Genomic DNA, 15,632 nt, shown 5'->3' on the forward strand with positions numbered 1-15,632 from the left:
CGATGAGCCCCGACGACATGACCGACGCGCAGCGTGCGCGCCGGCGGCACCTGCTCGACACCGTGATCGAGATGCTCGCCGAGACCAGCCCCGACCGGATACAGATGCGAGAGGTCTCGGAGCGGTCCGGGGTGGCCCTCGGGACGCTCTACCGGTACTTCCCGGCGAAGCAGCACCTCCTGGCGGCCGCAATGGTGGCCTGGAACGACATTCTCGCCGAACGGCTGGCGGAGGAACGCGAAACGGGTCGGCGCCGAAATGCGCACGGTTCGGTCCTCGATCGTGTCGTGGACCTCTACACGCGCCAGATGAAGGCATTCCAGCGAGGACCGAACTTCGCACGTCTCGAGGTCGAATTGCAGACCTCCGACGATCCGTACGTGCGAGACACACTCGACGAACGCTCTGCCGCGAACCGGAAGATGCTGTTCGAGCTGATGGAAGGCGTGCCCGCCGAGCGGGCACGCCTCGCGTCGTTGTCGATCGGCAGCACGATGCTCAATTCGCTCGTCCTGTGGACGACCGGCCGCATCGGATTCCCCGAGGCTTTGCGTAACGTTCAGGACGTGTCGCGGCTGGTGCTCGGCGAGTAGCCGGTACGGTTCGACTTCCAATATTGTTCTGCGACAAGGCCGGCCGCGCGGGTACCGCACGGCCGGTCCTGTCGCAGACGTCTTCGGTGTCGTCAGTTCCCGATCGCTGCGGAGGCCGCCCGTCGCTCCATGTTCTCGGCGACCTCGCGCCGCCAGGCCGCGACGGGCTTGGTGGTGTCCATTTCGAACTCGAAACGGTTGGTCATGTCCGGGCTGATGTCGGCGACGTCGACGTAGAACTGCTCGTACCAGCGGCGCAGCTGGTAGACGGGGCCGTCTTCCTCGCACAGCAGCGGATTCTCGATGCGGGTCTTGTTCTTCCAGATCGCGACGTCCTGCTCGAACCCGATCGCGATGAACTTGGCCATCCCGGCGGCCAGTGCGTTCGCCTTCGCGCCACTGACCGACTCGCTCTGCTTGACCTTGATGCCGTACATGAGGACGAACTTGTTCGGCGAGATCGGGTAGTGGCAGTTGATCAGGATCGAGTCGATGTCGAAATCCGGGTAGTGGTAGGTCAACTCGTCGATCATGAAGGACGGGCCGTAGTACGCCGCGACCGAGCTGTTGCCCGTGGAGGCCGCCTGTCCGTCCTTGGTGGGCCGGGCCATGTCCTCGCGCCCGACGCCCTCGTGGAACTGGGTGGCGATGTGGCCCTCGAAGATGTTCTCGAACTTGATCGGGAAGCCGTAGTGCACGTAGAAGAAGTGCGCCATGTCGACGACGTTGTCGATGATCTCGCGGCAGTTGGTGTCGATGGTGATCTGCTTCCACACCCAGTCGGTCCACTCCTCACCGGGGGCGGTCATCTCCGGGATGGTGACCTCGGCCGGCGGCTGGTTGCCCTCGGGGTCGTGCCAGACGAACAGCAGTCCGTCCTTCTCCATCGTGGTCCACGCGCGGGTCTTGGCGAGCGGCGGCACGCGGCGGGCGTAGGGGATGTCGGTGCAGCGGCCCTTGCCGTTCCAGCGCCAGTCGTGGAACGGACACGCCACCGAGTCGCCCTTGATCTCGCCCTGGCTCAGGTCGCCACCCATGTGCCGGCAGTACGCGTCGAGAACCTTCAGATCGCCCTCGCTGTCCGCGAACACCACCAGCTTGGTGCCGAAGGCGTGGATCGGATGCGGCTTACCGTCGGTGAAATCCCTGGTGAGGCCGATGCAGTGCCAACCGCGCGCGAATCTTGTCGGCGCCTCGCCGGCCTCGATCATCCGGACCTCGCTGCTGCCTGTCGCTGATGTCGTCATGTGTTTCCCATACATTGGTGGTAATCGGTGGTACTTCCTGCAGGATCGATCGGGGACGCCGAATACACAGTGGTCCCGCGAAGGGCGCCGGCCGCTCGTGAGTCACGCATCTCTGGCGGATACGTCCGGTTCGGGCCGGTAGCGATGTGGTTGCAAGGGCACTGTCGCGCGAGAGCGACTCTACAGCAGCGGAATTGGGAATCGCGAAGACCCTTGGCTCTTCCCTGACATGCAGGTGGGGTGAAACGTAATTCTATTTTGCTGGCCGGAACTCGACGTATTAGGTCATATGTCTTGCAAACCTGTGCGTTCATGGTGTTCCATGTCACTGGAACCTGATTCTTTCTTCCGCGAGCCTGCGCGGACCGCGGTCTCGCTCCCCGCCGCACGTGCTGTCACGAGAAGTCGGCGGCCGTCAGCTGCGAACGGCGAAGTCATCACATCGAGAGGACGGATATGTTGCATCGACTTTGGCGCGGTTGGCGCTCGGTAGCTGTCGTGAGCATCGGTGCTCTGGCCTTGACGGCCTGCGCTTCGGCTGACGGCCAGGGTTCCGGCGACTCCGCGAACGCCGGTGGCGCGTACGCGATCGGCTACGTCGGCGATCGTGCCGGCGAGGGCGACCCCGTCGACGGCGGCGTGGTGACCTACGGGTCGTACGGCTTCCCGGCGACGCTGGACCCGACGAAGACCCTGATGGCCGGGTCGACGGGCGGAACCGAGCTGGCCGCGATTTACGACACCCTGGTGCGGTACGACTTCGAGAAGTCGCAGTACGTACCGCAGTTGGCGGCCGGGCTCGAGTCCTCCGACGACGGGCAGACCTGGACTGTCACGCTGCGTGACGGGGCCACGTTCAGCGACGGGACGCCGGTCGATTCGGCCGCGGTGAAGTGGAGTCTCGACCGCTATGTCGCGGCCAAGCGCGATGTGGCGCAGGTGTGGACGAACTCGGTTGCCGGTGTCGAGACTCCCGACGCGAAGACGGTGGTCATCCGGCTCCAACGCCCGTGGACCGACTTTCCGGTGCTGCTCGCGGCCGGGCCCGGTGTGATCGTGGCGCCGAGCTCGGAAGCGTCGGGTTCGTTCACGCCGATCGGCGCCGGGCCGTTCACCGTCACCCGGTTCGCTCCCAACGAGGTGCTCGAGCTGGCGCCGCGTGCCGACTACGTAGGAGGTAAGCCGCGACTCGCGGGTCTGCGCTTCGTTCCCACGGCCAACGCCCAGGGCATGTTCGAGTCCATTCGCAGTGGCGAGCTCAACGCCGGCTATCTCTACCGGAACACCGAGGTCATCGACAGCGCGATCGACGCCGGCCTCGAGGGCTATCGCGATCTCCAGGGGCTCGGCGCGATCGGAATGATCAATCAGCGCGAGGGTCGTCCGGGTGCCGACGTCCGGGTTCGTCGGGCGATCGCGCTCGGAATCGATCCGGAGGCCTTGAACCAGCGTGTGAACGGCGGAAAGGGACCGGCCGGCTCGGCGATGTTCCCGGAAGGCTCGAAGTGGCACAACGAGGACGTGCAGGGCGTCACCTACGATCCGGATCAGGCGCGGGAGTTGCTGAGCCAGGCCAAGGCTGACGGCTACAACGGCAAGCTCACGTACGTGGCCATCAACGAGGAGGCCTCGCGTCAGGGTGCTCTCGCCGCACAGGCCGCGCTGAACTCGATCGGTTTCGATGTCGAGGTCGCGTATGCCAACAGCGTCACCGACCTGACTCGCCGTGTCTACGTCGATCGGGACTTCGACATCGCCCGCAGCGGTGCGTCGCTCATCGACGCGGCACCGCTGCTCCGCCTGTACGGGTCGCTCGGCAGCACGTCGAGCAACAATGCCGCGGGCTACAACTCGCCCGAGATGGACGCTCTACTGGTGAAGCTGCAGACCGCCGGCAGCGACGACGCGAAGCAGACGGCCATCGACGACATTCAGAAGCTTGCCGACGAGACCGTTCCGTATGCGGTGTGGGCGCCGACCGCCGTGTACACGGCGTGGACGCCGAAGCTGCACGGCGCCAACGTCAGCATCGACAACGTCGTCCTCTTCGACGAGGCCTGGATGGAGCGCTGACGCACTCCCGGTACCGCGTCCACACACTGAGTGATCCACGTTTGGAGGTCTCCATGGCGCGAGTCGATCCCGCCGAGTCAACCGCCGCGACCAGGCCGCGCCGGCGGGTCGCTCCGTCCATGATCGAGCGGATGACCTTGATCATGGACGTCTTCGAAGACCGGTCGACCCGGCTCACCCTCGAGGAGGTGGGGATACGGGCCGGGCTGCCTCGTTCGACGGTGCACCGGATCCTGGACCAACTCATCGGCCTCGAATGGGTGGAGCACGCGTCGTTCGGCTACTGCCTCGGTCGGCGGGCGCGCCGCTTCGGCGGCAGCGTCGACGGTGAGATTCGCGTTGCAGCAGCACCGTCACTGCACGAATTGCACATGCAGACCGGCATGGTCGTGCATCTTTCCGTGCTCGACGGGGCGGATGGCGTGTACCTGGACAAGAGAGGCGGCCGCTTCGCCTCGAGCCTGCCGTCGCGTGTCGGTGGTCGCGGCGCCGCCTACGCGACGGCAGGAGGCAAGGCGATGCTCGCCTGGCTCGATCCCCGGCGCGTGGACGAACTGTACGGAGAGGGCCTCGCTCGTCGCACCGACAGGACGATCACCGACATCGCGACACTGCATCAGGAACTGAACAGGATTCGCCGCCGCGGCGGCGTGGCCTTCGAGCAGGGCGAGTCGGTCCGCGGTGTGGCATGCGTCGGTGCCGCGGTCCGTGGCGTCGCCGGACCGGTTGCCGCAATCTCGCTGTGTGGGGATGCCAGAGGCTCGAACCTCGAACGCGTCGCCCCACTCGTGGTCGATGCGGTTGCGGAAGTCTCGCGGATTCTGGACCCGGAGTTCGGTGACGGTCGGCGGAATCGGCGCGTGACCGGTACCCGCGTCGACACCTGGTCGGCGGATGCGCTGGACCGGCTGGTCTCGATCCAGACCGGCCGATGGGTCTGACCGGGGAGCCACACCGATCGATCCGCACGCCGGAACTTCTCGACCATCGAAGGAGAACAGCATGCCGGTGAACACCGTCCGCGGTCCCATCGACCGCTCGCAACTCGGCCAGACCCTGATCCACGAGCACATCGTCACGGCCGATTGGTCGATGCGAATGGCGTTCGGAGAGAACTACTACGAGCACGACGTGATCGTGGAACGCGCGGTGGCGCAGTTCCTGCGTGCCAGGGAGAGCGGCGTGCGAACGGTGGTCGACGGAACTCCGGTGAACATGGGGCGCGACATCGGACTGATCCGCGAGGTGTCCGAGCGGACCGGGCTCGAGTTCGTCGTGTCCAGCGGCTTCTACTATCAGGAGGAGGTCTTCCTGAACTGGCGGAGCGAGGACGAGATCCGTGCGTGGCTGAGCCGGGAATGCGAGGACGGCATCGCCGGCACCGGTGTGCGACCCGGAATCATGAAGGCGGCCTGCGCCGACGACGGCATCACCCCGATCCTCGACCGGGTGTTCCGGGCCATCGGCAGGGTGGCCGCCGAGCAGCGACTGCCGGTCTTCTGTCATCACCACCCCGACGTCGGCAACGGCGAAGAGATCCTCGATCTGTTCGAGGATTGCGGCGTCGAGCCGCGTCAGGTCGTACTGGGGCACAGCGGCGACACGAACGATCTCGGCTATCTGGAGACGATGCTCCGTCGAGGCTGTTACCTCGGCATGGACCGGTTCGGGCACTGCGCTGTCGGCAACAGCCTCGCGGCCCGGGTGCGCACCATCGTCGAACTGTGTGCGCGTGGCCACGGCGATCGGCTCCTACTGTCCCACGACCTGGCAACCTACTTCGGAGTCTTCGGATCCTGGCAGGATTTCAAGGACGATGAATCGGACGATTCTGCAGTCGATTTCACGTTCGTCAACCGGCAGGTCGTTCCAGCTCTCGAAGCCGCCGGGCTCGATCCGGAGACCGTGCGTGCCATGCTCGAGGACAATCCGGCCGAGTTCCTGGAGGTCCGCTGATCCCGTCGGGTCGGCAGACCTCCGTAACCGCGTCAGAGACCCAGGGGAATGGCAGCGCCCGAGATCGGGGCGGAGTCGTCCGAGAGCAGGAACGCGATCACCTTGGCGATGTCGGCCGGGGCAACCCAGTTCGCGCGGTCCGAGTTCGGCATCGCCGCACGATTGGCCGGGGTGTCGATCACGCCGGGCAGCAGGGCATTCGACCGGATGTGATCGGCTTTGTACTCGACCGCGATCGACTCCGCGAGGGCGAGGACGGCAGCCTTGGACGTGCTGTAGGCGGTGCCGCCGGGAAACGGCTTCAGGGCAGCCCCGGACGACATCGACACGACCGAGCCGCCCCCGTGGGCGACCAGGTGCGGAAGCCCTTCGCGCAGCACCGCGTACGTGGTCTTCACGTTCAGATCCAGTTGACGGTCGATGGCGTCGGCGTCGGCTTCGTGGGTGCGCGGACCCGACTCGAATCCGCCGACGAGATTGACCAGTGCCGTCAGCGGCGCATCGGAATCACCGGCGGCGAGGGCGACGGCCGCGGAGAGCTCGTTCGGAACCGACACATTGGCGCGGACCAGTTCGAGGCGTTCGTGGTCGTCGAGTCGGGACGCTTCCGACGGCTCGATGAACGGCACCACCACACGCCAGCCGATCGACAGCAGGTGGTTGGTGACGGCGACGCCGAGCGCGCCGGTTCCGCCGGTGACGAATGCTGTTCCAGTCATGTCGGTCCTTCACATGTTCGAGGGGTCGATGCGGTCCGCGCAGCACCGACGAGGGGAGTGTGGACGGCGGGGTGTCAGCGGTGGTCGGAGGCGACCCAGCCGTTGAAGAGGAAGTCGACGAACTCGTCGGCGAGCTTGACGCCGTCGACGTCCGGATCGCCGTCGCACGTGTAGTTCGCGTTCAGCACCGAGCGGAAGGCGACGGCCGCCAGGGCCACGTCCATGTTGCGGAACGTGCCCTCGTCGACGCCCGCCTGGATGATCCGTTCCACCGCGTCGGCCCAGCGCTGGCGCTTGACTTGCACCTCGGCGAGCTGGGCCCCGTTGAGCCGCATCCATTCCCGCTCGAACACCTTTGCGGCGTCCGGGTTGGCCATGGACCAGCGCAGATGGATACGGGCGAGCATCCTGAGCTTGTCGATCGCGCCGACCTCGGAGGCCTCGACCCGTTGCAGTGCGGCCTCGCCGCTCTCCGCGATCTCGCCGACGATCTGGTAGAGCAGGTCTTCCTTGCTCTTGATGTGGACGTACAGGCTGCCGGCATGTACGCCGACGAGAGAACCGATGTCCCGCATCGACGTCCCGTCGTAGCCGCTCTCGGCGAACTGACGCAACGCGGCCTGGCGAATCCTGGTCAGGAAGGCGGTCTTGGCATCGCTGGGGCGATTGCTCGCCGACTCCCGATCGAGCTTCGACGGCATTCGCACGGCCCTTCTGCGGCGGGGAGCGCGAACGACCGCGCTCGGGTTCCTGTTCGCCAATCATGGCAGGAGAATCGGGCCGCTGCAACAAGCGTTTGGTGTGCACTGTGTCCGGACCGGGTCAGTGGATCGCGTCCACGAGACCCCAGTCCAACGCTGTGTACGAGTCCAATCGGGCTCCCGTCACGAACAGGTGTATCGCACGCCAGCGCCCGATCCGCCGCGGAATGCTCACCGTGCCGCCCGCTCCCGGGATCAACCCCATCTCGACCTCGGGGAGGCGGAACCAGGCGTCGGTACTCGCCACGACACGGCCGGCGAACGCAGGAATCTCGATGCCGCCGCCGACGCAGGCGCCGTGGACGTGCACCTCGATGCGGTCGGCCAACTCGTGGACGAGCAGCCCCGCGCCCGCGCGCGTACGGATCAGATGCGCCAGTGCGAGATCCGGCGTCGTTCCGAACTCGTCGAGGTCGCCGCCGGCACAGAATGCGGGACCGGCACCGTCGAGCACTACTTCGGTGATCGACGGATCCGACGTCGCGACGCTCAGCGCCGAGGTGAGCGCGTCCCGGAGCCGGGCGCCGTACGCGTTGCGGCGTTCGGGCCGGTTGAGCGTGATCCGCAGACGGTCGCCGTCGCGGGACATCAGGACGGGTTCGCGATCCGGTGCCGGTGGCGGTGGTCGGTCTCCGCGCTCCCCGAGCCAGCGGCCGAACTCGGGGCCGCCCAGCAGCGTCGAATAGGCGAGCGATTCGACGTCGACGGCCGCACGGGTGTCGAGGCCGCCGCTGCTGCGGAGAACCTGTCGCAGGACGACCGCGGCCTGAGGATTCGCGGAGACGCGCGCCGCGAGATCGTCGACGGCTCGGTCGACATCGGGAACCGCGACCTCGCATCGGGGGGTGCGGCTGTCGACGTGGTCGGAGTACGTGACGTCGAGCTCGTCCGTGAGCACGGTCCGTGCGTCCGGACGTCCTCCGCTCACCCCGACCAGGATCCGATCCGCGGCACGGGCGCGGCGTGCTGCGGCGGCCAGCACTGCCGCGTCGTCGGACCCTTCCGCGCCGGGACTCAGGTCGACGACCATCATCGGTGTGTCGACGGCCCCGCAGTCGTCGAGCAGCGGCGCATCCGCGGCGCCACCGGCGAGCTGGCGGGCCGTGATGCGAGGAGGGTGGAATTCCATTCGGTCCTCGTAGTTCGAAAAGCTTTGTGCAAGTGTTGGGTGCGTGAAGTCTAGAACGAGGTTCTCTGTGGTGACGCCCCTGGCTGCGTCGTGGCAGGTGGACCGGACCCGGGACTGGGCGGAGAGCGGCCTCGTCGCGTTGACCGGTCCCGCCGACGGGCCACCGGCCGTACCGCCGGGGCGGGCCGCGTCGTACGCCCGTGAACTGTCGAGTTGGATCGGTGCGGCCACGGCGGACACCGCGCACCCGGTACGGGTCGACGGTGGCCGTCTGCTGTCCGAGCGCGCCGCGTACACGGGAGGCGTTCGCGGCGGGAACATCTCGGTGGGGCGTCGTTGCCGATTGCTCCCGACCGCTGACGGGTGGGCAGCCGTCTCGTGTGCTCGACCCGACGACGCCGCACTGCTCGGCGCCCTGGTCGGCCACGACGTCGGCGGTGATCCGTGGCCGGCCGTCGAAATGTGGCTGCGCGAACACTCCGGCTCGGAACTCGCCGACGGCGCAGAGATGCTGGGTATCGCCGCAGCCCCGGTGGTCCGCCGTGCATCTGCGCCGACGGCCCTGGCCGAGGCTCGCCCCCGGTCGGTGGAGGGTCTGCTCGTGGTGGACTTCAGCGCGTTGTGGGCGGGACCGCTGTGCTCACACCTGCTCGGTGCGGCGGGAGCGCGGGTGATCAAGGTCGAGACACCGAATCGACCGGACGGCGCGCGATTCGGGGATCGTGGGTTCTACGACCTGCTGCATTCGGGTCACGAGTCGGTGGTCCTGGATCCGGACACCGAGTTCGGACGCCGTGCCCTGGCGCTGCTCGTGGATGCCGCGGACATCGTCGTCGAGGCGTCACGGCCGCGCGCGCTGGAACGCTTCGGACTCGACGCGACGGCGGCCTGTGCGGCCGGGACCACGTGGGTCTCGATCACCGCGCGTGGACGCGACTCGCCGACAGTCGGATTCGGCGACGACGTCGCCGCGTCGAGTGGCTTGGTGGCCGCTGACGCCGCCGGGGCGCCGATGTTCGTCGGTGACGCGATCGCCGATCCGCTCACCGGGCTCACCGCCGCCGTCCGCGCGATGAGCGAACCGCCCGGTGGCGGCCCCGGCCACCTGTGGGAGGTCGCGATGTCGGAGGTGGTCGCCTCGACGCTCGTCGACGTCGCGGAACCGCAGCCCCGGGTCCGCCGTCGGGGCGACCGCTGGGTGGTCGACGGCGCTTCCGGTGAAGTCGACATCGCCGAACCCCGGCGGCGGGCCGGAGCTTTCGCGCCCGCACCGGCAGCCGGACGGGACACGGAGCGGGTGCTGCGTGAACTGGAGAAGCGTGCATGACGGCCGAGTTCGTCATCCGTAACGCGGAGGTGGAGGGTCGGCCCGGCGTCGACGTGAGACTCCGGGCGGGCCGCATCTGCGAGGTGGGGACGCATCTGTGGCGCCGCGGCGTGGACTGGCTCGATGCTCGCGGAGGAGCCGTACTGCCCGGGTTGGCCGACCACCATCTGCACCTGCATGCGTTGGCGGCGGCCCGGGCCTCGGTTCGGTGCGGTCCGCCGGATGTCCGGACGCCGGATGGGCTGCGGCAGGTACTGGGCGGTTTCGACTCTGCGCAGGACTGGGTTCGCGGCGTCGGCTATGTCGAAACCGTCGCAGGGGATCTGGACGCGAATGCCCTGGACCGGTTCCACGCCCGCAGGCCGGTGCGCATCCAGCATCGCAGCGGTGCGATGTGGATCCTCAACAGCGCCGCGATCCGCGCAACGGGTCTGGCCTCGGTGGAGCACCCCGGGATCGAGCGCGGCCCGGAGGGGCGACCAACCGGCCGCATCTTTCGCGCTGACGACCTGCTCAGAACCCTGCTCCCCGCAACGGGCCCGCCTCGACTGCACGGCGTCGGTGCGGATCTCGCGCGGCTGGGTTTCACGGCGGTCACCGACGCCACCCCCGACCTGGGCGCCGACTCACTGACGGCACTGGTGGACGCGTCGAGATCGGGTCACATTCCCCAACGGTTGCACCTGCTGGGCGTGCCACTCGGCGACGACGTGAGTGGTGGCGACCGCGAGCGGGTCACGGTGGGGCCGTACAAGATCGTGTTGGCCGATTCCGGGATGCCCGACCTCGACGGTTTGGCCGAGACGATCAGGCGCGTGCGGACCGCCGGACGGGCCTTCGCGGCGCACAGCGTCAGCCGGGAATCGTTGGCGCTGCTGCTCGCGGTCCTGGGCGACGTCGGTTGCGTTCCGGGGGACCGGATCGAGCACGCCTCCATCGTCCCCGCGGAGGTCGTGGCCGATCTGCGACGTCACGGGCTGACCGTCGTGACCCAACCCGGCTTCGTCGCGGACCGCGGCGAGGACTACCGCGCCCGGGTGGACGAGCGCGACCACCCGGATCTCTACCGATGCCGCACGCTTTTGGAGGCCGGGGTGCCGGTGGCGTTGTCGAGCGACGCGCCCTACGGCCCGCTCGATCCGTGGGCGGTGATCCGAGCCGCTGCCACCCGGAGAACCGATTCCGGAGCGGTGTTCGGTGCTGCGGAGCGGGTCGGTACGGCGGCGGCGCTCGCGGCGTATCTGGGTCCCGCGCAGCAGCCCGGTGGCCCACCACGGCGGGTGCGCCCGGGCGCTGTGGCGGACCTCGTGGTCCTCGACGTTCCGCTTCGCACGATGCTCGATACGCCCGATTCCGCTGCTGTCGGAACGGTTCTCGTCGACGGTCTCGTGGTGCATGCGAAATGACCTGGGCTGCGACGCGCATCGCCGCGGTGTTTGACGTAGCTCACATCGGGCTGCAATAGTGCTTGCAACAAACGTTTGCTCGGATTTTCACCCGGGCTGATCCACGCGGGCAACGACGTCGTCACCGTGTGCCCGAGAGCATCGATCTCGAACAGAACATCAAGGAGTCAATCTCATGCAGTTGCGTGTCGGAGTCCGGTTGCGGAGCACCACCTCGGCGGCCGAACTGATCGTGATCCGGATTCCCGCAGAGGATGTCGACATCCGCTGCGACGGTGCGCCGATGGTCACCCCGGAGCAGGCGGCAGACCCGGTGGGGACCACGAGCGGCGAGCTCCAACTCGGCAAGCGCTACTGCAACGCCGACGGCACCGTCGAACTGCTGTGCACGAAGCCCGGGAGCGGCGTGCTCACGGTCGACGGCGAAACGCTGGGTGTCAAGGCGCCCAAGGCGATGCCCGCCTCGGACTGAGGAAGACGATGAACATCCTGACACTGCTGGAGATCGCCGCCGATGCGGAAGGCGACCGAATCGCCATCGGGGACAAGCGCGACGGGCTCAGCTACAGCCGCCTGCTCGAGCTGGCCCGCAGGTTCGCAGCCGACCGTGCCGACACCACCGCGCAGACGGTGCTGTACGGCGCGACCGCCGGGGCGGCCTTCCCGATCGCACTGTTCGGCGCGGCATGGGCCGGAATCCCGTTCGCACCGATCAGCTACCGACTGGCCGACGAGCCGCTCCGTGGGCTCGTGGCGGGTCGGGCGCCGGCCCTCCTGGTCGCGGACGGCGCCGTCGCCCGGATCGGAGGCCGGGTGGACGGCGTCGAGACCGTCGAGCCCGGGGTGCTGGTCGAGAGGCTCGGCGCCGCGGGCGCGGCCGAGATTCCGCCGGCCGACCAGGACCCGGAGGCCCCGGCAGTCCTCCTGCACACCAGCGGGACCACCGGCCCGCCGAAGATCGCCATCCTGCGTCACCGGCACCTGGTGTCGTACGTACTCGGCGGCACCGAGCTGTTCGGCGCGGGGCCCGACGAGGCCGCCCTCGTCAGCGTCCCGCCCTACCACATCGCAGGTGTCGCAGGACTGCTCACAGGTCTCTACAGCGGCCGCCGGATCGTGCAGATGCCGAACTTCGACGCACGCGAATGGGTGCGCCTCGTGCGCGAGCAGGAGATCACCCACGCAATGGTCGTGCCGACGATGCTCGCCCGCATCGTGGACGTGCTGACCGAGGACGGGGGCGGCCTCCCGTCGCTGCGTCACCTGTCCTACGGCGGAGGCCGCATGCCGCTGCCCGTCATCGAGCGGGCCCTCGGACTGCTGCCGGACGTCGACTTCGTCAACGGCTACGGTCTCACCGAAACCTCCTCCTCCGTAGCCGTTCTCGGACCTGCCGAGCACCGTGCCGCAGTCTCGTCCTCGGACCCTGACGTCCAGCGACGGCTGGGGTCGGTCGGCCTACCGGTTCCGGACGTCGAGATCGTGGTGCGCGACGACGCCGGACGCGACGTTGCGCCGGGTGAGCGCGGCGAGCTGTGGGTGCGGGGCGCGCAGGTATCGGGGGAGTACTCCGGTGCCTCGCTGCTCGACTCCGACGGATGGTTCCGGACCCGCGACGGCGGCTGGATCGACGACGGGGGATACGTCTACGTCGAGGGGCGCCTCGACGACGTGATCGTCCGTGGCGGGGAGAACCTGTCACCCGGCGAGATCGAGGACGTGATCGGCGAGCATCCCTCGGTCGAGGACGTCGTCGTGTACGGCGTTCCGGACGACCAGTGGGGCGAGATCGTCGTCGCCGCCGTCGTGCCGCGTCCGGAAGGTGTGCTCACCGCGGACGAGATTCGCGCCTGGGTGGGCGCCAGACTGCGGTCGTCCCGCGTGCCGGCGTTCGTCGAGTTCCGAACGGACGTGCCGCGCAACGACCTGGGCAAGGTCCTGCGACGCGTCCTGCGCGACGAGTTCGTGCCCGCCACTGTCTGACCGAGATCGAGAGGAGCCACAGTGCAACAGCCGAAGACAGTGCAACAGCAGAACGCACCGCAATCGTTGCTCGCCGATTTCCGGGTGGTCGACTTCACGACGGGACTCGCGGGACCGTACTGCACCAAGATGCTCGTCGACGCGGGCGCCGATGTCGTCAAGATCGAGAGCGATCCGGCCGGGGATTCGTTCCGGCGCAGGAACCGCGACCGCGGACAGACCGACGGCGCGCTGTTCCAGTACCTCGCCGCCGGTAAGCGTTCGATCCGGGGGACGGTACGGGACGAGCATGTGCGCGCGTTCGTCGCGGGCGCCGATCTCGTGGTCGAGTCCGGCGAGCTGACGATCGACGACATCGAGCTGATCCGCTCGACCACGCCCGGAGTGGACATCTTGTCGATCACACCGTTCGGGAGAACCGGACCGTGGGCCGGCCTGCCCGCCACCGACTTCACACTCCAGGCCCTCGCGGGTTCACTGGCGATTCGTGGGCCGGAGGGGCGGGAACCGCTGCAGGCCGGTGGCCGCCTCGGTGAGTGGATCGCCGGATCGTACGCGGCGGCGACGGCACTCGGCCTGTGCGTCGGAACGCGACGTCGTGGCCGCGGCGGTGAGTGGGCCGATCTGTCGATGCTCGAATCCATGTGCATCGCAATGGCTCTTTACCACCCGGTGACGGCGACGCTGTCCGGAGCGCCGGGCCGCCGCACGGCCCGGACGGTGGAGATCCCTTCTGTCGAGCGATGTCTCGACGGTTACATCGGCTTCTGCACGATCACCGCTCAGATGTTCCAGGACTTCCTGATCATGATCGACCGGGCCGAGTTACTGGCCGACGACTCGATCGTCGATGTGCGCCGACGCCAGGAACGCTACGCGGACTTCCAGTCGATGATCGAGTCCTGGACGTCGACCATGCCGGCCGACGCGATCGACGAGATAGCCGGTGCCATGCGAATTCCCGTGTCGCCGATCGGAACGCCGGAGACTGTCACGGAGAACGCGCACTTCGCCGAGCGCGGCGTGTTCGTCGAGAACCCCGCGGGTTTCGTCCAGCCGCGACGGCCGTACCTCGTCGACTCCGTGGTGCCCGGTGCTGTCGGCCGCGCGCCACTCGTGGGCGAGCACGACGGCGCAGAGCCGTGGACGCCACGGGTACAGCCGGACAGGCCGCTCGGCGACGCGGACGCTGCACCACTGGCCGGCATCAGGATTCTCGATCTCACCGCGTTCTGGGCGGGCCCTGCCGCGACCCAGGTACTCGCCGGGATGGGCGCCGAGGTGATCAAGGTCGAGTCGGTACAACGGCCGGACGGCATGCGGTTCACCTCGACCAGATCTCCGGGCGAGGCGGCCTGGTGGGAGGCGGGCGGCGTGTACCAGGGCGCGAATGCCGGCAAAATCGGTGTGACACTCGATTTGAGCCGCCCCGAGGGCGTCGACGTCCTGCTGGAGATGGTTCGCCACGCGGACGTCGTGATCGAGAACTTCTCGCCCCGCGTGCTCGACAATTTCGGGCTCACGTGGGATCGGCTGCGCGAGACGAATCCGGCCGTTGTGTTCGTGCGGATGCCGGCCTTCGGTCTGTCCGGTCCGTGGCGGGATCGCACCGGGTTCGCGCAGACGATGGAGCAGGCGACGGGCCTGTCGTGGATGACCGGCTACCGCGACGGCAGCCCGATGGTCCTCAAGGGTCCGTGCGATCCGGTCGCGGGGCTGCACGCCGTGGTCGCGACCCTGTCGGCCCTCGAATACGCGCGGGCCGAGGGCCGGGGCTGTTTCGTCGAGGTGCCGATGGTCGAGAGCGCGTTGAACGTGGCCGCCGAGATGGTGATCGAGTACAGCGCCAACGGAAAATCGCTCTCCCGTGACGGCAACCGCGGTCCGGACTCCGCGCCTCAGGGCGTGTACCGGTGTGCGGGCGGAGCGGACGACTGGCTCGCGCTCGCAGCCCACGACGACGCGCAGTGGACCGCGATCACCGCCGTGCTCGACCTGCCGGGCAGTGTGCTCGACGCCGACTTCGACACCGCGGACGGCCGTCGCCGGCATCACGATCGCCTCGACGAATTGCTCACCGAGTTCTGTGCAGGGCGCGACGTCGACGAACTCGCGGCCGCGCTGACTGCACGGGGCGTCCCGGCCGCGCGTGTGGTCGATCCGAGCCGGATCCTCGAGAACCCGCAGGCCCGGCACCGCGGATTCGCGGAGAAGGTCGACCATCCGGTGTTCGGGCCGCTCGAGATCCCCGGCCTTCCCGCGGTGTTCGCGGCGCGGAAAGAACCGGCGTTCACGACGGCCGCCCCGATGCTGGGACAGCACAACGACGAGGTGCTCACCGCGCTGGCCGGGCTCGATGCGGCCCACCTCGAAGATCTGCGCGACAGCAACGTGATCGGCGACCGTCCCCTACATCTCTGACACTCGACAGGAGTACT

13 protein-coding genes are annotated in these 15,632 nt (G+C 68.2%); 9 read left to right on the plus strand and 4 right to left on the minus strand.

Going from position 1 to position 15,632, the window contains the following annotated elements:
- The first annotated feature begins 2 nt into the window (after window positions 1-2).
- Window positions 3-593, plus strand: a complete 591-nt coding sequence (locus tag C7H75_RS08640) for a TetR family transcriptional regulator (protein ID WP_005514323.1) — start codon at window positions 3-5, stop codon at window positions 591-593.
- A gap of 92 nt (window positions 594-685) precedes the next feature.
- On the opposite strand, the gene C7H75_RS08645 is transcribed toward C7H75_RS08640, so the two are convergent.
- Entirely contained in the window at window positions 686-1,840 is a 1,155-nt protein-coding gene (locus C7H75_RS08645) for a 3-ketosteroid-9-alpha-monooxygenase, oxygenase component (protein WP_037084432.1), read from the minus strand.
- Between the two features lie 498 nt (window positions 1,841-2,338).
- Here C7H75_RS08645 and C7H75_RS08650 point away from each other — a divergent pair, with 498 nt between their 5' ends.
- The 3 genes from C7H75_RS08650 to C7H75_RS08660 all read left to right on the plus strand — a co-directional run bounded on the left by C7H75_RS08650 (window position 2,339) and on the right by C7H75_RS08660 (window position 5,869).
- The gene (locus C7H75_RS08650; RefSeq protein ID WP_022594964.1) at window positions 2,339-3,913 is read left to right on the plus strand and encodes an ABC transporter substrate-binding protein; all 1,575 of its coding nucleotides are present in this window, start codon (window positions 2,339-2,341) and stop codon (window positions 3,911-3,913) included.
- Between the two features lie 53 nt (window positions 3,914-3,966).
- On the plus strand, window positions 3,967-4,854 hold the full coding sequence (locus C7H75_RS08655; protein WP_064058102.1) for an IclR family transcriptional regulator: 888 nt from the start codon (window positions 3,967-3,969) through the stop codon (window positions 4,852-4,854).
- 61 nt (window positions 4,855-4,915) lie between these two features.
- On the plus strand, window positions 4,916-5,869 hold the full coding sequence (locus C7H75_RS08660; RefSeq protein ID WP_081122434.1) for a phosphotriesterase family protein: 954 nt from the start codon (window positions 4,916-4,918) through the stop codon (window positions 5,867-5,869).
- A 32-nt stretch (window positions 5,870-5,901) separates the two neighbouring features.
- Here the strand turns inward: C7H75_RS08660 and C7H75_RS08665 are convergent, their stop codons facing one another.
- From C7H75_RS08665 to C7H75_RS08675, 3 genes are all read right to left on the minus strand, one after another.
- On the minus strand, window positions 5,902-6,588 hold the full coding sequence (locus C7H75_RS08665) for an SDR family NAD(P)-dependent oxidoreductase (RefSeq protein ID WP_106851222.1): 687 nt from the start codon (window positions 6,586-6,588) through the stop codon (window positions 5,902-5,904).
- Window positions 6,589-6,662: 74 nt separating this feature from the next.
- Window positions 6,663-7,289 carry a TetR/AcrR family transcriptional regulator gene (locus C7H75_RS08670; protein WP_005514313.1) on the minus strand — a complete coding sequence of 209 codons (627 nt, stop codon included), beginning with the start codon at window positions 7,287-7,289 and terminating at the stop codon, window positions 6,663-6,665.
- A 121-nt stretch (window positions 7,290-7,410) separates the two neighbouring features.
- A complete protein-coding gene (locus C7H75_RS08675) occupies window positions 7,411-8,478 on the minus strand; it encodes an enoyl-CoA hydratase/isomerase family protein (RefSeq protein ID WP_106851223.1) in 1,068 nt (355 codons plus the stop codon).
- 67 nt (window positions 8,479-8,545) lie between these two features.
- On the opposite strand from C7H75_RS08675, the gene C7H75_RS08680 reads away from it, so the two are divergent.
- The 5 genes from C7H75_RS08680 to C7H75_RS08700 all read left to right on the plus strand — a co-directional run bounded on the left by C7H75_RS08680 (window position 8,546) and on the right by C7H75_RS08700 (window position 15,615).
- Window positions 8,546-9,805, plus strand: a complete 1,260-nt coding sequence (locus C7H75_RS08680; protein ID WP_106851224.1) for a CoA transferase — start codon at window positions 8,546-8,548, stop codon at window positions 9,803-9,805.
- Window positions 9,802-11,211, plus strand: coding sequence for an amidohydrolase family protein (locus tag C7H75_RS08685; RefSeq protein WP_106851225.1), 1,410 nt, complete (start codon window positions 9,802-9,804; stop codon window positions 11,209-11,211). Before C7H75_RS08680 ends, C7H75_RS08685 begins: the two co-directional genes overlap by 4 nt.
- Window positions 11,212-11,386: 175 nt before the next feature.
- The gene (locus tag C7H75_RS08690) at window positions 11,387-11,683 is read left to right on the plus strand and encodes a hypothetical protein (RefSeq protein WP_005514308.1); all 297 of its coding nucleotides are present in this window, start codon (window positions 11,387-11,389) and stop codon (window positions 11,681-11,683) included.
- Window positions 11,684-11,691: 8 nt separating this feature from the next.
- Window positions 11,692-13,194, plus strand: coding sequence for a class I adenylate-forming enzyme family protein (locus C7H75_RS08695; protein WP_106851226.1), 1,503 nt, complete (start codon window positions 11,692-11,694; stop codon window positions 13,192-13,194).
- A gap of 21 nt (window positions 13,195-13,215) precedes the next feature.
- Window positions 13,216-15,615 (plus strand): CaiB/BaiF CoA-transferase family protein, encoded by a 2,400-nt coding sequence (locus tag C7H75_RS08700; RefSeq protein ID WP_081122429.1) that lies wholly within the window; start codon window positions 13,216-13,218, stop codon window positions 15,613-15,615.
- The last annotated feature ends 17 nt before the right edge of the window (window positions 15,616-15,632 follow it).

The organism is Rhodococcus (subgen. Prescottella) equi, from assembly GCF_003013675.1.
GTDB lineage: Bacteria > Actinomycetota > Actinomycetes > Mycobacteriales > Mycobacteriaceae > Prescottella > Prescottella equi.